Origin of the sequence: Pedobacter sp. PF22-3 (genome assembly GCF_026239555.1) — a bacterium.
In the GTDB taxonomy this organism is placed as follows: domain Bacteria; phylum Bacteroidota; class Bacteroidia; order Sphingobacteriales; family Sphingobacteriaceae; genus Pedobacter.
Genome location: NZ_JAPIVP010000002.1, coordinates 327,667 through 344,430, shown reverse-complemented (window position 1 = coordinate 344,430; position 16,764 = coordinate 327,667). Strand labels below are relative to the sequence as shown.

General features: G+C 40.8%; 10 protein-coding genes. 5 read left to right on the top strand and 5 right to left on the bottom strand.

The genetic code is table 11. The features are described 5' to 3' along the window. Positions 1–26: 26 nt before the first annotated feature. On the bottom strand, positions 27–1,400 hold the full coding sequence (locus OQX63_RS04555; protein ID WP_265849699.1) for a glycoside hydrolase family 43 protein: 1,374 nt from the start codon (positions 1,398–1,400) through the stop codon (positions 27–29). Between the two features lie 8 nt (positions 1,401–1,408). Beyond that, on the bottom strand, positions 1,409–2,299 hold the full coding sequence (locus OQX63_RS04550) for a sialate O-acetylesterase (protein WP_265849698.1): 891 nt from the start codon (positions 2,297–2,299) through the stop codon (positions 1,409–1,411). A 391-nt stretch (positions 2,300–2,690) separates the two neighbouring features. Between OQX63_RS04550 and OQX63_RS04545 the strand changes: the two genes are divergently transcribed. Continuing rightward, positions 2,691–3,440, top strand: coding sequence for an SDR family NAD(P)-dependent oxidoreductase (locus OQX63_RS04545; protein WP_265849697.1), 750 nt, complete (start codon positions 2,691–2,693; stop codon positions 3,438–3,440). A 72-nt stretch (positions 3,441–3,512) separates the two neighbouring features. Continuing rightward, complete coding sequence (locus tag OQX63_RS04540; protein WP_265849696.1) at positions 3,513–4,613, top strand: glycoside hydrolase family 43 protein; 1,101 nt, start codon at positions 3,513–3,515, stop codon at positions 4,611–4,613. A 507-nt stretch (positions 4,614–5,120) separates the two neighbouring features. On the opposite strand, the gene OQX63_RS04535 is transcribed toward OQX63_RS04540, so the two are convergent. Further along, positions 5,121–6,788: a glycoside hydrolase family 43 protein gene (locus OQX63_RS04535; RefSeq protein ID WP_265849695.1), complete on the bottom strand. Its 1,668-nt coding sequence runs from the start codon at positions 6,786–6,788 to the stop codon at positions 5,121–5,123. Between the two features lie 82 nt (positions 6,789–6,870). Further along, positions 6,871–8,055, bottom strand: coding sequence for a mannonate dehydratase (uxuA, locus tag OQX63_RS04530; RefSeq protein ID WP_265849694.1), 1,185 nt, complete (start codon positions 8,053–8,055; stop codon positions 6,871–6,873). 453 nt (positions 8,056–8,508) lie between these two features. Between uxuA and OQX63_RS04525 the strand changes: the two genes are divergently transcribed. From OQX63_RS04525 to OQX63_RS04515, 3 genes are read left to right on the top strand one after another with little or no spacing between them, the layout of a single operon-like run. Next, a complete protein-coding gene (locus tag OQX63_RS04525; protein WP_265849693.1) occupies positions 8,509–9,384 on the top strand; it encodes an alpha/beta hydrolase in 876 nt (291 codons plus the stop codon). Positions 9,385–9,402: 18 nt separating this feature from the next. Continuing rightward, on the top strand, positions 9,403–11,871 hold the full coding sequence (locus OQX63_RS04520) for a glycoside hydrolase family 95 protein (protein WP_265849692.1): 2,469 nt from the start codon (positions 9,403–9,405) through the stop codon (positions 11,869–11,871). Between the two features lies 1 nt (position 11,872). After that, positions 11,873–14,314, top strand: coding sequence for a beta-L-arabinofuranosidase domain-containing protein (locus OQX63_RS04515; protein ID WP_265849691.1), 2,442 nt, complete (start codon positions 11,873–11,875; stop codon positions 14,312–14,314). Between the two features lie 388 nt (positions 14,315–14,702). Here the strand turns inward: OQX63_RS04515 and OQX63_RS04510 are convergent, their stop codons facing one another. Then, complete coding sequence (locus tag OQX63_RS04510; protein WP_265849690.1) at positions 14,703–16,757, bottom strand: alpha-glucuronidase; 2,055 nt, start codon at positions 16,755–16,757, stop codon at positions 14,703–14,705. Between the last annotated feature and the right edge of the window lie 7 nt (positions 16,758–16,764).

The following is a 16,764-nucleotide window of genomic DNA, read 5'->3' as shown; positions in this document are numbered from 1 at the left end:
ACCTGAGGTGATTAAACGACCTGCTATTAGCGGATCAAACGCCAGGAGTCAAAATTAAACAGGTCATTACCCTCACCTTTGAATACCAAATAAAGGTCGTATACACCAGTAATCTGGTTTATTTTACAAAGCTGGGCTTTCCAATCCCGAGTATTTTTGGTTGATTTTACTTCTAGTTTTCCCAGCAGCTTGCCGTTTAAACCATCTGCCCGAAGTTCTATATTTCCTTTTGAGGATAAGGAGGCTACGGTTGCTTCAAACTTCGTAGCACCTTTGCCAAAATCTACACTACGGATTTTGATATAATCGCCATTGTCAATATTGGATACATAAATGGCCCCTGTTAAGCTATCTTTGGCGGTTTTTACACCTTCAGACCATGCAATGGTTTCAGCTTCAACGCGGTTATAGGGATTTAGGTTTGCAGCGCTTTTCAATACGCCTGCTTTTGTGCGGTTAATTCTCGGAATGGATCCATCAGGGTTAAAACTGAATGGTTCTATACAAACCGAACGTTTAAAGCCTCCGCCACCAGGTAAAGCGCCGTCATGATAAAATAAATAAGACTGACCTTTAAAATCAATATAGCCGGGGTGGTTGGTGAATGCACCACGATCTTCGATCACTTTCATGATCGTATCTCCATATATCCATGGTCCTGTTGGGCCTTGGCTGGTAGAATAAGCCAAATGTTCGGGAACGCCACCGGCCGGATAAATCAGGTAATATTTGCTTTTCCGTTTAAAGAACCATGGTCCTTCCTCATATTCCGATGGTCTTTTTTCCGGATCTTTTTTCCTCGCACTAAAACCCTGCTTGTCTAGCGGCACTTTCACGATCCCAACTTTTTCATCATAAGAGACCATATCCTTATTCAGTTTTACATAATATAATTGGGGATTGCCCCAATATAGATAGGCCTGCCCTTCATCATCGATAAAAACAGTTGGATCAATGTAGCCAAAGCCTGAAAGCAATGGCTTTCCTATTGCATCTTTAAAGCCTGCTGTCGGACTGTCGGAGATGGCAACACCAATCGCGTTTCCGCCATTTTTTTGGTTCACGGGTAAGTAGTAGTAGAATTTTCCATCCCTGAATATGCACTGGCCAGCCCATGCATCACCACGCGACCAGCTAAAATCTTTATAAGATAAAATAGCGCCGTGGTCAGTCCAGTTAACCATATCCTTTGATGAATAACACCGCCAATCATTCATAGTGAAAAAATTTTTCACGGTAACATCTTCATCATGAGAGGTGTAGAGGTAAACGGTTCCATTGTGAACCATTGGTGCCGGATCAGCGGTATAATAAGTCTGAATAATTGGGTTTTGGGCAAAGCAGGATAATACTGATAGTAAACCCGTAAACAGTGATATTCCAAATGTTTTTTTCTGCATTTTTGATATTATTTTAACAAAGAAATCATTGTTTTAGCATAACGCTCGCCAAGCATGCGGTAGCCTTGTGCATTGAAATGTAAATGATCTGCTGCAGCGGTACAGCCAGCTGATGATATGATGTGTGCATTGGGAATTATTGTTGGCAACGTTGCAATAATTTTGTTCATTGATGCGCATATCCCTCCCTGATCTGCATGAACCACTTCGCCAGCGAGAAGGGGCGTAGTAGCTGGATTTAAATTCAAATCCCTGATGAGGTTTTCATAAACCCCTTTCACTTTTTTAGGCCATTCCTGATCGCCGGTATTGGATTCGCCCTGGTGCATCAGAATGCCTTTTATTACCCCTGATTGCTGGGCAATTTTGGCTAACTCCACTAAACGGCCGTACGGGTTTCCGCCATATTCATTTAAGGGCGATTTCATCCATTCTGGCGCAGTAGCCGTATAGGTTTGATAATTATCTTTATCAAATAATTCAATTTTGCAACCACCAACGGCTACATTAATAATCCCGATGCGTACATCTTTGGGCAATGAATCCAAAAGGTTTCGTCCGAAATAATCCATTGGCGTTAAGCCGGTTTTGCATCGGCATAAAGGTGGTTTAGCCGTGTACCAATTGTCTTTTTTTCTGCCTAATTCCGGACAGTCAACTGCCTGGAGCACACTAAATCTATTGTTAACGGTTGTATCCTGAGGTTCGAAAGGCGCATTACCTTCCATATTAGATTGACCAAAACTCAAAAAAACATATAATTTAGGGTCCTGAGCATATGATTTTTCACTATCACAGCACATTAATGCAAGTAACACGATAATTCCTAATCTTATGCCTATCGTTTTGTTTGAATATGTTATGGCCTGTTTTACCTTGTTTGCGGTTAATTTTTTCATACTGATTCATCTTTATACCTCACACTAAAGTATTAAATGCTGCAGATTGGCAGTAGCACTTTTTATCATAAAAAATGCTCATATGATTAAAATTTACCCAATCATTCTATTGCTTGTTGTTAACCAACCGAATCTCTTTAAGTATGGGTTTATATTGGCTACGCAATAAAATAAGTAGTTGCCAGGGAGATTTTTTTAATTAATAATCAACATTTCTGCTAGCATATTATTCAAAGTTTCCATACTAAATTCTTCTTTTAACATAGTTTTATCTTTTGCCTCACCTATCGTTTTTGAATGCATTTTATCCGAAAAAATTGGCAAAATTTTAACCAAATAAATAAACATCAATAATAAGTTAAGATCAACCGTATTAAAATAATTTATAGTAATGGAATCAGGGTTAACAAAAGTGGCCATCGTAACTGGTGGTGCATCCGGACTGGGGCTGGCAATTTCGGGCTTACTTGTTGATAAAGGAATGCATGTGGTGATGGTAGGTAGAAACGAAGATCATTTGAAAGCTGTAGCTGCAGATTTAGGTGGACGTGCTTCCTATTTCGTCTGCGATCTTTCAGAACCTGGAGAAATACCCAATTTAATTGAAAATATCTATACTAAATTTTCAAGAATAGATGTTTTGGTAAATAATGCCGGAATAAACATGAAAAAAGCATTTGTTGAAGTTACTGATGAAGAATTTGAATCGGTTTTGCAGACTAATCTTCAATCTGTATTTTCTATAAGCCGGGAAGTAGTTAAAAAGATGATAATTGCTCAGCAAGGGGCCATTGTTAATATCAGCTCCATGGCTGCCCAATACGGAATCCCAAAAGTAATTGCCTATTCTGCTGCTAAAACCGGAATTGAAGGGATGACCAGAGCCATGGCAACCGAACTTTCACCACTTGGAATTCGTGTTAATTGTGTGGCGCCAGGATTTATAAAAACAGCGATGTCTGCAAAAGCATTAGACGCTGATCCTGAGCGAAGGCAAAAAGTGATTTCAAGAACCCCTATGGGCAGGATGGGAGAGCCTAAAGATGTAGCTGAAGCGGTTTATTATTTATGCTCAGACAGTTCTTCTTATGTAACTGGTGTCGTGTTGCCTGTTGATGGAGGTAATTCTATAGGATTTTAAAGCTAAATAAATGATTTAGCCCAGATTGGGATAAAACTCTCATTAATCGTATTTAACCAAAAATGAATAATAATGAATCTAAAAATTAAAAGCCAATCTATTTTGGGCATTGCCCTAATTGTTGCTTTAGGAAGTTCCTGCCAGGAAAAAAAGAAGCATGCTGAGGAAAAGGAAACTTCAAAAACAGAGCAGAAACAATATCTTTCTGAGCCATTGGTGAAAGAAATTTATACTGCAGATCCTTCTGCGCACGTATTCAATGGTAAAATTTACATCTACCCATCGCATGATATCGAATCGGGTGTGAAAGAAAATGATAATGGTGATCATTTTGATATGAAAGATTATCGGATTCTGAGTATGGACAGCATTGGTGGTAAGGTAACCATTCATGAACCTGCACTATCTGTAAGTGATATTCCATGGGCAGGCAGGCAATTATGGGCACCGGATGCGGCCTATAAAAATGGTACTTACTATCTCTATTTTCCTGTGAAGGATAAAAATGACGTTTTCAGGATAGGGGTGGCAACCTCGAAGTATCCGGCTGGACCGTTTAAAGCAGCTAAAGAGCCAATTGAAGGCAGTTTTAGTATTGATCCTGCAGTTTTTACCGATACAGATGGCAGCAGCTACATGTATTTTGGCGGCATCTGGGGCGGACAGCTTCAACGCTGGAAAGATGGGAAATATGATCCAAATGGTTCTAAAACCGATTCTCAACAAGAAAACGAACCTGCTTTGAGTGCAAAAGTGGTAAAACTAAGCAAGGATATGATGGCTTTTGATGGGAAGGTGAAAGATGTGGTCATTTTAGATCCGCAAGGTAAACCGCTTCTTACAAAAGATCATGATCGCAGATTTTTTGAAGGTGCCTGGATGCACAAATATAACGGGAAGTATTATTTTACCTATTCAACAGGTGATACCCATTTTCTGGCATCGGCAATATCAGATAATCCATGGGGTCCTTTTAAATATCAAGGCACTTTCATGACACCTGTAGAGGGCTGGACTACTCATCATTCCATTGTTGAAATTAAAGGTAAGTGGTATATTTTTTATCACGATACCCAGCTCTCGGGAAAAACACATTTAAGAAATGTGAAAGTAACTGAACTTCATCACCTTAAAGATGGCACGATTGAGCTTATAAAACCGAATAAGGGTTAACTACCTGCGGTGCGATCAAAGACAAATCCACCAATAGATTCGTCATTCCCGCGCAGGCGGGGATCTTAATACAAGCGTTTTAAGATCTCCGATCCACCTGGGAATGACGATTCTCTGAGGGATATTATCTGCTTAATATCTCTAAGGATGAGGATTTTATATTTCCATCACGCTCTAATTTCGTAGCTACGCGAAGCCATTAAGTTGACAGCATGTTCTGAAATTCGGGCACAAGATCAGTTTTTTGCGTAAAGGACCCTGAAAAAAGTTCAGGGTGACGAACCTCAAGAGTGATCGTCATTGCGAGGAGGCATTTTCAGCCGACGAAGCAATCTTTTCAACAGGAAAGATTGCTTCGTCGTTCCTTCTCGCAATGACGAATTTTTATATAAATCTTAAAAGCCCGCGCTCGTTTTTAACGAGTGCGTAGGTAGCTTAACAATTTTATCGTTTTGTCAGTAAACCCATTATTATCGACGCTCGTTTGGAAACTTGCGTGAGTTTAAGTTATTTCGAATGATAAATTTTATCATTCCCGCTATAATCCAGCCACTTAAAGCTTGCTGTATTATCGCTTGGTTGGCCAGAAGATGTAGCATACAGCGCGAAAAGCGAACCGATAAAGCCGCCGGCAGCCTGCGTACTTAAATACTTGCCATCAACGTCTTTTTTCAGCATCAACCAGTCGCCACTATTTCCCTGACGATATTTGAAATCATACAGGCCACCTTTAGCTTCAATCTCCAGCTGAAGATCGGCTGATGAGTTAGGTAAAGGCAATTCTGTAAGTAATACCATTTTATTGGTAGCCTTATCGCCTTTAAAGAGCTGAATTACAGCTGCATTTTCTTTAATAGATTTACACATGAAGTAGAAATTAAATTCCCCCTGGAAAATCATAAATCCTGCTTTCTCATTTTCAGATTTTGGCAAAAAATGAAGCGCTGTACTTGCCGAACAGAACATATGTTGCTGTCTCTTTCCTAAAAAAGCCGGATTTGTTTTTTCCATGCAGGTTTCGGGCTTAAGTTTCATCGTTAGTCCATTTTTCTTATCAAGTTTATACCATGAGCTGTCGTTTTTTCTTAAAAATAATAGCGATGGATCCAAATCTTTATCGAATGTGGTGCGATAAGAAAAGTTTCCGTTTTGTGGTGGCGCGCCTGCTTGCTTGATTTCTTTATAATCTGCTGAGTACTGATATTGAACTTCCTTTAAACCGGGATTAATTACAGGCCATCCATTTGTCCATTTAACTGGCGCAATAAAAGTTTCCCTTCCGGTGTTGTAAAAATTTCCTTCATATGGGCGCACGGCAAGGAAAATGGCATAAGTTTTTCCATCAGGGCCTTCAACCAATTCTGCATGGCCGGTAGAAGTTATCGGATTTGCACGGTTTGGATCTAAATCCCGTTGTGTTAGAATTGGATTTTTTTCATAGGGCACATATGGGCCGTTAGCAGCCCGACTTCTAAGGATAACCTGGGAATGATTTACACTCGTTCCACCCTCAGCAGCGCAGATGTAATACCAGTCTCCGCGTTTAAAAATGTGTGGTCCCTCAATCCATACCGGTTTTTTTGAAATATCTACTCCACCATTTACAAGCAAATGTTCTTCCCCCTTAACTTTTAGCGTTGCGGGATCAAATTCATAGGTGCGGATGGTACGGTGGCCACTATAAAGTGGCTTATTGTCTGGGGCATCACTATTGTAAACGATATAGGCTTTATCTTCATCAAAAAATAAAGATGGATCTATTCCCCGTACTTCGCGTAACCATACCGGGTCGCTCCATGGGCCTGCAGGATTTTTAGCCGTCATCACAAAATTTCCGCCCTTGTCTATATTGGTACAGGTCATATAAAAGGTTCCCTTATGGTAATTGATAGAAGGCGCGAACAAACCACGTGAGGTTCCATCGCCCAGAAAAGTCATCTGTGAATTTCGCTCAATTACATTTCCAATCTGTTTCCAGTTTTTTAAATCCTTACTGTGAAAAACAGGGATACCCGGAAAATAAGAAAAGGTAGAATTAACCAGGTAATAATCAGATCCTACTTTCGTGATACTTGGATCCGGATAAAAACCGGCAAGAATGGGATTCGTAAATTTTATCTGTGCAAATGCTTGTGTAGTGAAGCACAGTAAGAATAAATAAAAGATTTTTTTCATAATTGTATTTGGTTATTGAAGATATATGCCTGGGTTTTTGCTGGTTTTTATATTTAAGCTCAACTAAAAATTACCCGGGTATTTAATGATGTAAGTTTTTTGTTTTTAAAGTTTCGCTGATGCCCAATTCGAGTCCGCGCAGTTCGGCAAGTCCTTTCAGTCTTCCTATCGCAGAATAACCTGGGTAGGGACTTTTATCCAGATCATCAAGCATTTGATGGCCATGATCGGGACGCATAGGGATCGCACGGTTTTCGGAATGCATGAGTTTTAGAATAGCTCTTACCAAACCGCTCATATCTGCATTTCCTTCCAGGTGATTAGCTTCATAAAAATTGCCGTTATCCTCTCGTTGCACGCTTCGCAGGTGCAGGAAATATATTTTGTTTCCCAACCGTTCAATCATTCCCTTTAAATCATTATCTGGCCTGGCACCAAAAGAACCACTGCAAAAACAGATTCCATTTGATGACGCAGGCACCGCTTTTAATATTTTTTGCGCATGTGCTTCTGTACTCATAATTCTTGGCAAACCTAAAATCGGGTAGGGAGGATCATCCGGATGTATGGCTAACTGTAGCCCACTTTGATCGGCGGTAGGCGTGATTTCCTCCAAAAAACTGATCAAATTATCACTCAGTGTTGCTGCAGAAATGTTTTTATATCCTTCCAGTAAAGTAAGCACCTGATCTTTAGTGAAATGATCTTTACTTCCCGGCAAACCCTGTAAACAGCTACTCATTAAAGTGCGCTGCTCTTGTGGGGTAAGTTTAATAAAGAAACTTTTGGCATCTTCCAATTCTTGTGGCGTATAATCAGCGCTTGCTCCAGGTCGGTTTAACAGATAAAGGTCAAAAGCAATGAATGCTGTTTTCTCAAATCTTAAAGCGAGTGCGCCAGTGCGGGTTTTATATTTTAAATCTGTCCGCATCCAGTCTAACACCGGCATGAAATTGTAAGTAATCACTTTGATTCCGCAGTTGGCCAGGTTTTTCAGACTAATTTTATAATTTTCAATCCATAGCTGATATTCTCCCTGCCGCTTTTTAATGTCTTCATGTACGGGTAAACTTTCTACCACTTCCCATACCAGGCCAGAAGATTCAATAAGTGATTTTCGGGCTAATATTTCTTCCTCAGACCAGATTTCGCCAACAGCGATGTGATGTAAAGCAGTTACTACGCCTGTACAGCCTGCCTGTAGAATATCGGCTAGCGTAACTAGATCATCGGGGCCGTACCAGCGCATGGTTTGGATCATTTTCATAGCAGACCAGTATTATTTTCAAGGATCTTTTGATCGCACATCATCACATTTTTAATTTGCTTTTTAATTTGAGGAACGATATTTCCCTGCGCTATAATGGTGTGTTTCATATTTGGTTTTTAGGCTTGATCACTTAAAAATATTTAGAATACATCAATCTGGCTTTTTTGTGCAATCGATTGCTAAAAAATGGCTGGTAACGCTAATTTTTTCTTAGCTTAGTGATGTATACGGTCAATTGTTTTTCCTTTTCCGAAAGTATCTATTACCGAAGTTCATTAAAGATTTTTAAATAAATGATGATTTGTTTAGCTCAAAGGCATTTTTGAACATTTTTGCACTCAAAATAATCAATGGTTCCATCATGCTGCGGTGCGATGCACTTAAGTTTGTAGTAATAATTAATTCTGGCAGTTACTTCATTGTTTCTGCCAATCACCTCTAACCAAAAAAATGAAACGATTAATCTCCATCTTAGCCATACTGCTTTTTATTCAAACTGCAGTTTTGGCACAAAAGCAGATTCCTACCGCGCCTGCAGGTTTTGATGTTAACCAGGAAAACATCCCCCATGGAAAAATAGATACGGTCCAGTATGCATCAAAAACTGTTGGGGTAACCAGGAAAGCCACTATTTATTTTCCTCCGGGTTATCTGAAAACTAAAAAATACCCTGTTTTATATTTGCTCCATGGTATCGGTGGAGATGAAAAGGAATGGCTTAATGGTGGTAAACCTCAGGTAATTTTCGATAATCTGTATGCCGCAGGAAAACTTGAACCTATGTTGGTGGTGATGCCGAACGGCAGGGCGATGAAAGATGATCGTGCTACCGGAAATATTATGGCACCAGAAAAAGTTGCTGCCTTTGCAACCTTTGAAAAGGATTTGTTGCAGGATCTGATCCCATACGTAGAAAAAAATTATCCTGTTTTTAAAGACAGGGAACACAGAGCTCTTGCCGGATTGTCTATGGGCGGTGGTCAATCCTTAAATTTTGGTTTGGGTAATTTAGATACATTTGCCTGGGTTGGTGGTTTCTCTTCTGCTCCGAATACCAAGGCGCCTGCAGAATTATTGCCAGATCCGGCCAAAGCTAAAACCATGCTTAAATTGCTTTGGATTTCTTGTGGTGACAACGATAGATTGCTTAATTTCTCTCAACGTACGCATGAGTATCTGGCGGAGAAAAATATTCCGCATATTTATTATGTTGAACCAGGTGTGCATGATTTTAAAGTATGGAAAAATGATCTGTACCTGTTTAGTCAGTTGTTATTTAAACCTGTTGATCAGGCTGCCTTTCAAAAGTATAGTCTAAATCCTTAACCACTGATTATTTGCTCCATGAAAAACTTTGCGCTACTGCTGCTCTTCATTAATGTTGTTTTCTCAGGTGCTGCTCAGCAAAAACCAAAACCAAAATTAAAATTATGGTACAATAACCCGTCCGGACAAATTTGGGAGAACGCATTACCTGTTGGCAACGGGCGGCTTGGCGCAATGGTATATGGAAATGTGGTTAATGAAATTATTCAATTAAATGAGCATAGCCTTTGGAGTGGGAGCCCCAACAGAAATGATAATCCCTTGGCATTAGATTCATTGGCACGCATTAGAACACTTATTTTTGAAGGTAAACAAAAACAGGCAGAAATGCTCTCCAATAAAGTTATCATCAGCAAAAAGTCTCAGGGACAGATTTTTCAACCTGTTGCAGATTTGCACCTGGATTTTGCTGGTCATGAAGCCTATACAAACTTTTACCGAGAACTAGACATCAGTAATGCAGTAAGTACCACTACCTATCAGGTAAAAGATGTGGTTTACACCAGGCAGGTTCTGGCCTCACTGGCCGATGGGGTAATTGCGATTGAGCTGAGCTCGAGTAAACCAGGTGCATTAAGTTTTACGGCTTCATTATCTTCCCTGCAACCCAGTGCGAAAATCAACACGCATGTGCCAGGACAAATTGAAATTACCGGAACCTCCACCGCGCATGAGGGCGTAAAGGGTCTCGTCCGCTTTGATGGGATCGCGGCATTTAAGAATATTGGCGGCAAAATCTCCAGTACCGAGCGTACAATTGTGGTAGAAAATGCGAACGCCGTAACCATTTATTTAGCTATTGCCACCAACTTTATCAATTATAAAGATATCAGCGGGGATGAAAAGTTAAAGGCCAGGGAAATGCTAAACCGTGCATGGCCTAAAAAATTTGAGGCTGTTTTAAAAGCACATCAATTACAGTATCACAAATATTTTAATCGGGTAGATTTATCGTTAGGGACAAACGATTTTGAACATGTACCCACTGATATCAGGCTTAAGAATTTCAATTCGGTTAATGATCCGCAGTTTGCAGCCCTGTATTTTCAATATGGACGCTACCTGCTCATTTCCAGTTCTCAGCCTGGTGGGCAGCCTGCTAACCTGCAGGGTATCTGGAATAATAAATTATATCCACCATGGGATAGTAAGTATACCATTAATATTAATGCGGAAATGAACTATTGGCCTGCCGAGAAAACAAATCTGGCCGAATTGCATGAACCTTTTTTAAAAATGGTTCAGGAACTGGGAGAAACCGGAAAACAGACCGCCCACGATATGTACGGCGCCAGGGGATGGATGGCGCATCATAATACAGATATCTGGAGAACAACCGGTGCTGTAGATGGTGCATTCTGGGGCGCATGGACTCATGGTGGCGGTTGGGCCAGTCAGCATCTGTGGGAACACTATCTTTACAGCGGAGATCGGTTATTTCTTAAAACAGCCTATCCAACTTTAAAAGGAGCGGCCATGTTTTATGTTGATTTCCTGGTTAAAGATCCTAAAAGAGGCTATTTGGTCATTAATCCGGATATGTCGCCCGAAAATGCCCCTCCGGCGCATCAGGGCTCCTCGCTCGATGCAGGAACCACAATGAGTAATCAAATTGTATATGATGTTTTCAGCACTGTCATTCGTGCGGGAGAAATTCTCGGTGGAGATAAAGCTTTTGCAGATACCTTAAAAAAAATGCGCAGCCAGCTCCCACCAATGCAGGTTGGGCAATACGGCCAGTTGCAGGAATGGATTGATGATATTGACGATCCAAACGATAATCACCGGCATGTATCTCATTTATATGGTTTATTTCCATCCGCTCAAATTTCGCCATACCAAACCCCTGAATTGTATTTAGCAGCCAAAAAGACCCTGAACCAGCGTGGCGATGTTTCTACCGGATGGAGCATGGGATGGAAAGTGAACTGGTGGGCAAGGCTGCTTGACGGAAACCATGCCTACAAACTTATTCAGAACCAGTTAACGCCCGTGGGTGGAAACCGGGCAAGCGGTGGTACTTATAATAATCTATTTGATGCGCACCCGCCTTTTCAGATTGATGGTAATTTTGGATGCACTTCGGGTATAGCAGAGATGCTGATGCAATCAGATAATGGCGCCATTCAACTTCTGCCTGCACTTCCGGATGTCTGGAAATCAAATGGACATGTTAGTGGTTTACGTGCAAAGGGAGGATTTGAGATTGTTAAACTGGAATGGGTAAACGGCATGATCACTAAACTTGTGATTAAATCGCGGTTGGGCGGAAATTTACGGATCAGGGTGCCTAATGAATTAAACTTATCCAAACTTGAAGCCAAAAATGCAGCTGGTGAGAATCAAAATCCTTTTTTCTTCATGACAAAAACGCCAAAACCGATTATTTCCAAACTAGCGCCTGCTGTAGCTGTAGATTTGCCTGAAACTCAATTATATGATATTAAAACAGATGTAGGGAAAACCTATGCGCTGTATAAAAAATAAAATGATTATAACACACTACATGATTCGTAAACCAAATCTGAGCGCCGTAACGAGAAAGCATATTTTTTATCTTTTGGGTTTTATGATCAGCTGGACTGCCAATGCAAATGGCCAGGATAGATTATATGCCAATGAATTCCCACTTCAGTCAGTTCGTCTTTTAGATGGCCCATTTAAACATGCCCAGAACCTGAATTTAAAAACACTGCTTGAATATGATGTTGACAGATTGTTGGCGCCTTACCTGAAGCAGGCTGGTCTGAAACCTAAAAAAAGCTCTTATGAAAACTGGGATGGTTTGGATGGCCATGTAGGAGGCCATTATCTTTCTGCACTTTCAACAACTTATGCTGCAACAGGAGATGGGGAATGTAAAAAAAGATTAGATTATATGATCAAAGCGCTCAAAGCTTGTCAGCTTGCAAATGCCGTAAATCATCCCGATTGGGCGATTGGATATGTTGGCGGCGTGCCTAACAGTGCTGAAATCTGGTCAACTTTTAAAACAGGTGATTTTAAAGCGTTCGGTAAAGCCTGGGTTCCCTGGTATAACGTTCATAAAATGTTTGCAGGCCTGCGCGATGCCTGGTTATATACAGGTAATGAAGATGCTAAAAAAACATTTATAAACTTTTGTGACTGGAGCCTGGATATAACTGCCAAACTATCGGATGAACAAATGCAAAGGATGCTCGGTACCGAGCAAGGTGGAATGAATGAGGTTCTCGCAGATGCTTACGAGATTACCAGGAATGAAAAGTATTTAAAGGCTGCCATGCGCTTTTCCCATCGTCAACTGCTTGATCCCATGTCGCACAGGGAAGATAACCTGAACAATAAACACGCAAATACCCAGGTGCCCAAAGCGATCGGTTTTCAGCGTATAGGCGAATTAAGTCATGCAGATAATTACAGGCAGGCTGGTCTCTTTTTTTGGGAAACCGTTTCCCATAACCGCACGCTTGCTTTAGGAGGAAACAGTAGGAGAGAGTTTTTTCCAAGCCCGGCTTCTGCGCCTGATTTTATCAATGATGTAGAAGGGCCGGAAAGCTGCAATACCTACAATATGTTAAAGCTTTCTGAAGGACTTTTCCGCGATCAGCCGTTTGGAAAATATATGGATTTTTATGAAAAAGCTTTGTTTAACCACATTTTGTCTGCCCAACATCCTGTTCACGGTGGTTATGTTTATTTTACACCGGCCCGGCCAAGGCACTATCGTGTATATTCTGCGCCAAACAAAGCCATGTGGTGTTGTGTAGGGAGTGGAATGGAAAATTATGGTAAGCTGGGGCAGGTAATTTATACCAACAGCAAAGATTCACTTTTTTTGAACTTGTTTATCGCCTCGCAGCTCGATTGGCAGAAAAAGGGCATTAAAATAGTACAAAGGACTTCTTTTCCTGATGCTGAAAAAACCAGAATCGAGATTGAAAAGGGGAGTGCAAACTTTATACTTATGGTAAGATATCCTGCATGGGTAAAACCAGGGGAGCTAAAAATACGCGTCAATAATAAAGAAGTAAAAAGCGATGCCGATGCCTCATCTTATGTTGGAATAAAAAGAAGCTGGAAGAAAGGCGATATTGTGGAAATCGAACTGCATATGCACACCAGCCTGGAGCAATTGCCAAACCTGCCGATTTACAGCGCAATACTCCGTGGGCCGATATTGCTTGCTGCGAAAACCGGAACGCAGGATTTGAAAGGACTTGTAGCCGATCAGAGCCGCTGGGGACATATTGCCAGTGGCGAAAAACTGCCCGTTGATCAGGCACCTATATTAATCGCGGGCGGGGCCGATCAGGTAATCTCCAGCATAGTACCTGAAAAAGACAGACCAATGGAATTCAGCTTTGCCAACCTCAAGATCATTAATCCTACTCAGCTTTCCCTGGAGCCTTTTTATAAAATCCATGATTCCAGGTATATGATGTATTGGATGACACTGAACGAGGACCAGTACAAGAATTATTTGGATTCCCTTCAAACTTTGGAAAAAGGTAAACTTTTACTTGAAAAAAGAACGGTAGATTTTGTGGCACCAGGAGAACAACAGCCAGAGGTGGACCACCAGTTGCTCCAAAGCGCTTCCCAAACCGGAACTTTTTCTGACCAGTTCTGGCGTTCAGCCAATAATGGCGGATATTTTAGCTATTTGCTTGAAACAACAGGGGAAACTGATCTTAAAATTTCGCTTAAGTATTGGGGCGCAGAATGGGGAAAGAAAGTTTTTGATATTTACATTGACGATAAAAAACTGCTGACTGTAGATAATTCAGAAAAATGGAATACTTCTGAATTTAAAACTGAAGAATATGCAATACCCCGGGAAATGCTTTCAGGAAAGAAAAATATAAGGCTTCGGATTCAGACTTCGCAGGGAAATACATCGAGTGCAATTTATTATATACGCCTGCTTAAGGATATTAATAATAAATAATAATTCTTAAACAGAATATCCATTTCATTATTAAAAAGAATAAGATAATAATTGAGCTGATTTTTTCTGGAGATGGGCAATCTTTATTGTAAGAATCGTCGGTATAAAAGGTTGCTTTCCCGAATGTCGGGACTGGCTGTTGTTCCTCCTCGCAATAACGACTTTTCTATTTTGAATGTATTAATGATAGCGGTTAGAATTTTTTAAATACGTTGGAGGGGTGATGACAGATATACGAGGGGCGTCATCTCCTTTGATTAACCAAAGGAAATGACGGTAACACGAGAGAATTTTTACTTGTGGATTAATTACTGTCATTTATATTGATTTATACCATAAATTATCCTTCAGGATTACATTCTTTATTATGATACAGGCGCTATATTCTCTAATTGTAATCCTTGCTTTTAGTTAATTCTTTCAGCGATTGAAGATCATGAACGGGACGCTCAATTTCAAATGGAATTTCCCTTCTGCTAAACTGCTGGAAATAAAGTAAACAGGCATCTTTCCAGATTTGGGCATCTCTGCTTTGTGTTCGCAGCTTAGATTGCACTTCTGCGAAACGTTCGCTGTCTATTGAACCCTTCATTTTGTCCCAGTCTTTTTGAAAAGATCGCACCTTCTGAACGCCATGGTCATAACGGATACATAGTTCCGTCCATAAATCCTTTCCATTTTTTAAACGGTAAGACCACGGCACATGGTGAAACCAGAGCAGATACATTTCAGGGCAGCTGGAGAGGTTATTAAAGGTTGAACTTAATGGCTCATGATATTGGTCTACCGCATCACTTCCGCCACGGCTTCTGTCAAAACCTATCCCAACGGTATCTGCCTTGTGGTAATACACAGAGGTCCAGTCTGCTCGAATTTTATCATTAGAGAACCATGGTGCCGGGCCATAATGATGGCCTTCTGCAAAAATATGATGTAAACCCAATGGCATCATATAATCAACGGCGGCTTCTCTGCTCTCCAGCATGATTTCTTGTGTAGTTTTAACAAAGTTGGCGTCGGTTTTCTTTTCTTTATCATCTAGAAAAGTCTGTTTTATCCATTCCTCAGCAATTGTTTTACTTTCGAGTTTGTTATTCCAGGCCAGGCGTCCGAAGGCATACCAGTTTGCCTGGGCAAATGTGTGTCCGGTCCAGTTTACATCATTGCCTATGTTGGCCACGCCCGCAATAGCGGTAAAATCTGTTTTGCTTAATGAGCCATCGGTGCAGGCAGCAACAGTACTGCCTTTTCCATTTTTATAAGTGTCGCTATTTAAACACTCTTCCCATAAGGTAGAGAGAAAAACAAGTTGCTTGGAGGCCCCCAGGTACTCTTGGGTGATCTGGAATTCGGGCATCACCGGTGTTTTCGACATTGCGCCAAATAATGGGCTAAAGGGTTCTCTGGGTTGGAAATCAAGCGGTCCGTTTTTTACCTGTAAAATTACATTTTTCTTAAAGGCTCCATCCAGCGGTAAAAATTCTTTATAGGCTTGTTTGGTCCTGTCTTCTGGAGATGGGTTATAAACAAATGCACGCCACATCACGATTCCATCAAAAGGGGCGAGGGCATCGGCAAGCATATTCGCACCATCAACATGGGTTCTTCCGTAATCCTGTGGTCCGGGTTGCCCCTCACTGTTTGCTTTAACTAAAAATCCTCCGAAATCGGGGATAAGTTTGTAAATTTCAGCTGCTTTATCTTTCCACCATTGTTTAACCTGAGGATCTAATGGATCTGCCTTTTTTAATTTGCCGATAAGAACCGGAGATGAAAAATTAACCGATAAATAGGTTTTTATTCCATAAGGACGTAGACTTTCTGCAATTGCCTTTACTTTTTCCAGGTAAGCCCGGGTAAGTATTTTTGCAGAGGCATTTACATTGTTTAAAACAGCACCATTAATGCCAACAGATGCATTTGCCCTGGCATAAGCTTTCCATTTTTCACGGTCTTGATTCGTAATATCTAATCCATTAGCCGCATTGCCCCAAAATATCGAACTTCCGGCATAACCTCTCTCAATGGTACCATCCAGGTTATCCCAATGGTTGAGGATTCTCCTGGAGTAGGCAGGATTTGAAATAAAATTACGCTGTGGAAGGTTGAGGTATTGGCGCCTTAACAATTCGTAAGCACCATATAGTAAACCCAGTTCTGTACGTGCATTGATTGCTGATTCTTCCAATTGAAATCCATCGCCTTTAATCGCCGGATTTTTGCTTAGGTTGAGTTTGATGGACATATTCTCTTTGCCCAGCCAGCCTTTTTTGAGTTCATCTGTGGCAAGATCTACAAAAGCAGAGCGGGTTGTGCTTGAAATATTAACATTTACAGCAGAATGGTTTCGTAGCCATAGGGCATGGCCATCTTCAGCTTTTGATATTGTAGCCTGGCTTAGCATCAGCAACGCAACAATAATTATTCTTTTAATATTTGCCATTTTTCTT

Bases quoted from the DNA above. Each gene is read 5' to 3' on its own strand.
- OQX63_RS04555 (WP_265849699.1), bottom strand. From the start codon at position 1,400: ATGCAGAAAAAAACATTTGGAATATCACTGTTTACGGGTTTACTATCA.
- OQX63_RS04550 (WP_265849698.1), bottom strand. From the start codon at position 2,299: ATGAAAAAATTAACCGCAAACAAGGTAAAACAGGCCATAACATATTCA.
- OQX63_RS04545 (WP_265849697.1), top strand. From the start codon at position 2,691: ATGGAATCAGGGTTAACAAAAGTGGCCATCGTAACTGGTGGTGCATCC.
- OQX63_RS04540 (WP_265849696.1), top strand. From the start codon at position 3,513: ATGAATCTAAAAATTAAAAGCCAATCTATTTTGGGCATTGCCCTAATT.
- OQX63_RS04535 (WP_265849695.1), bottom strand. From the start codon at position 6,788: ATGAAAAAAATCTTTTATTTATTCTTACTGTGCTTCACTACACAAGCA.
- uxuA (WP_265849694.1), bottom strand. From the start codon at position 8,055: ATGAAAATGATCCAAACCATGCGCTGGTACGGCCCCGATGATCTAGTT.
- OQX63_RS04525 (WP_265849693.1), top strand. From the start codon at position 8,509: ATGAAACGATTAATCTCCATCTTAGCCATACTGCTTTTTATTCAAACT.
- OQX63_RS04520 (WP_265849692.1), top strand. From the start codon at position 9,403: ATGAAAAACTTTGCGCTACTGCTGCTCTTCATTAATGTTGTTTTCTCA.
- OQX63_RS04515 (WP_265849691.1), top strand. From the start codon at position 11,873: ATGATTATAACACACTACATGATTCGTAAACCAAATCTGAGCGCCGTA.
- OQX63_RS04510 (WP_265849690.1), bottom strand. From the start codon at position 16,757: ATGGCAAATATTAAAAGAATAATTATTGTTGCGTTGCTGATGCTAAGC.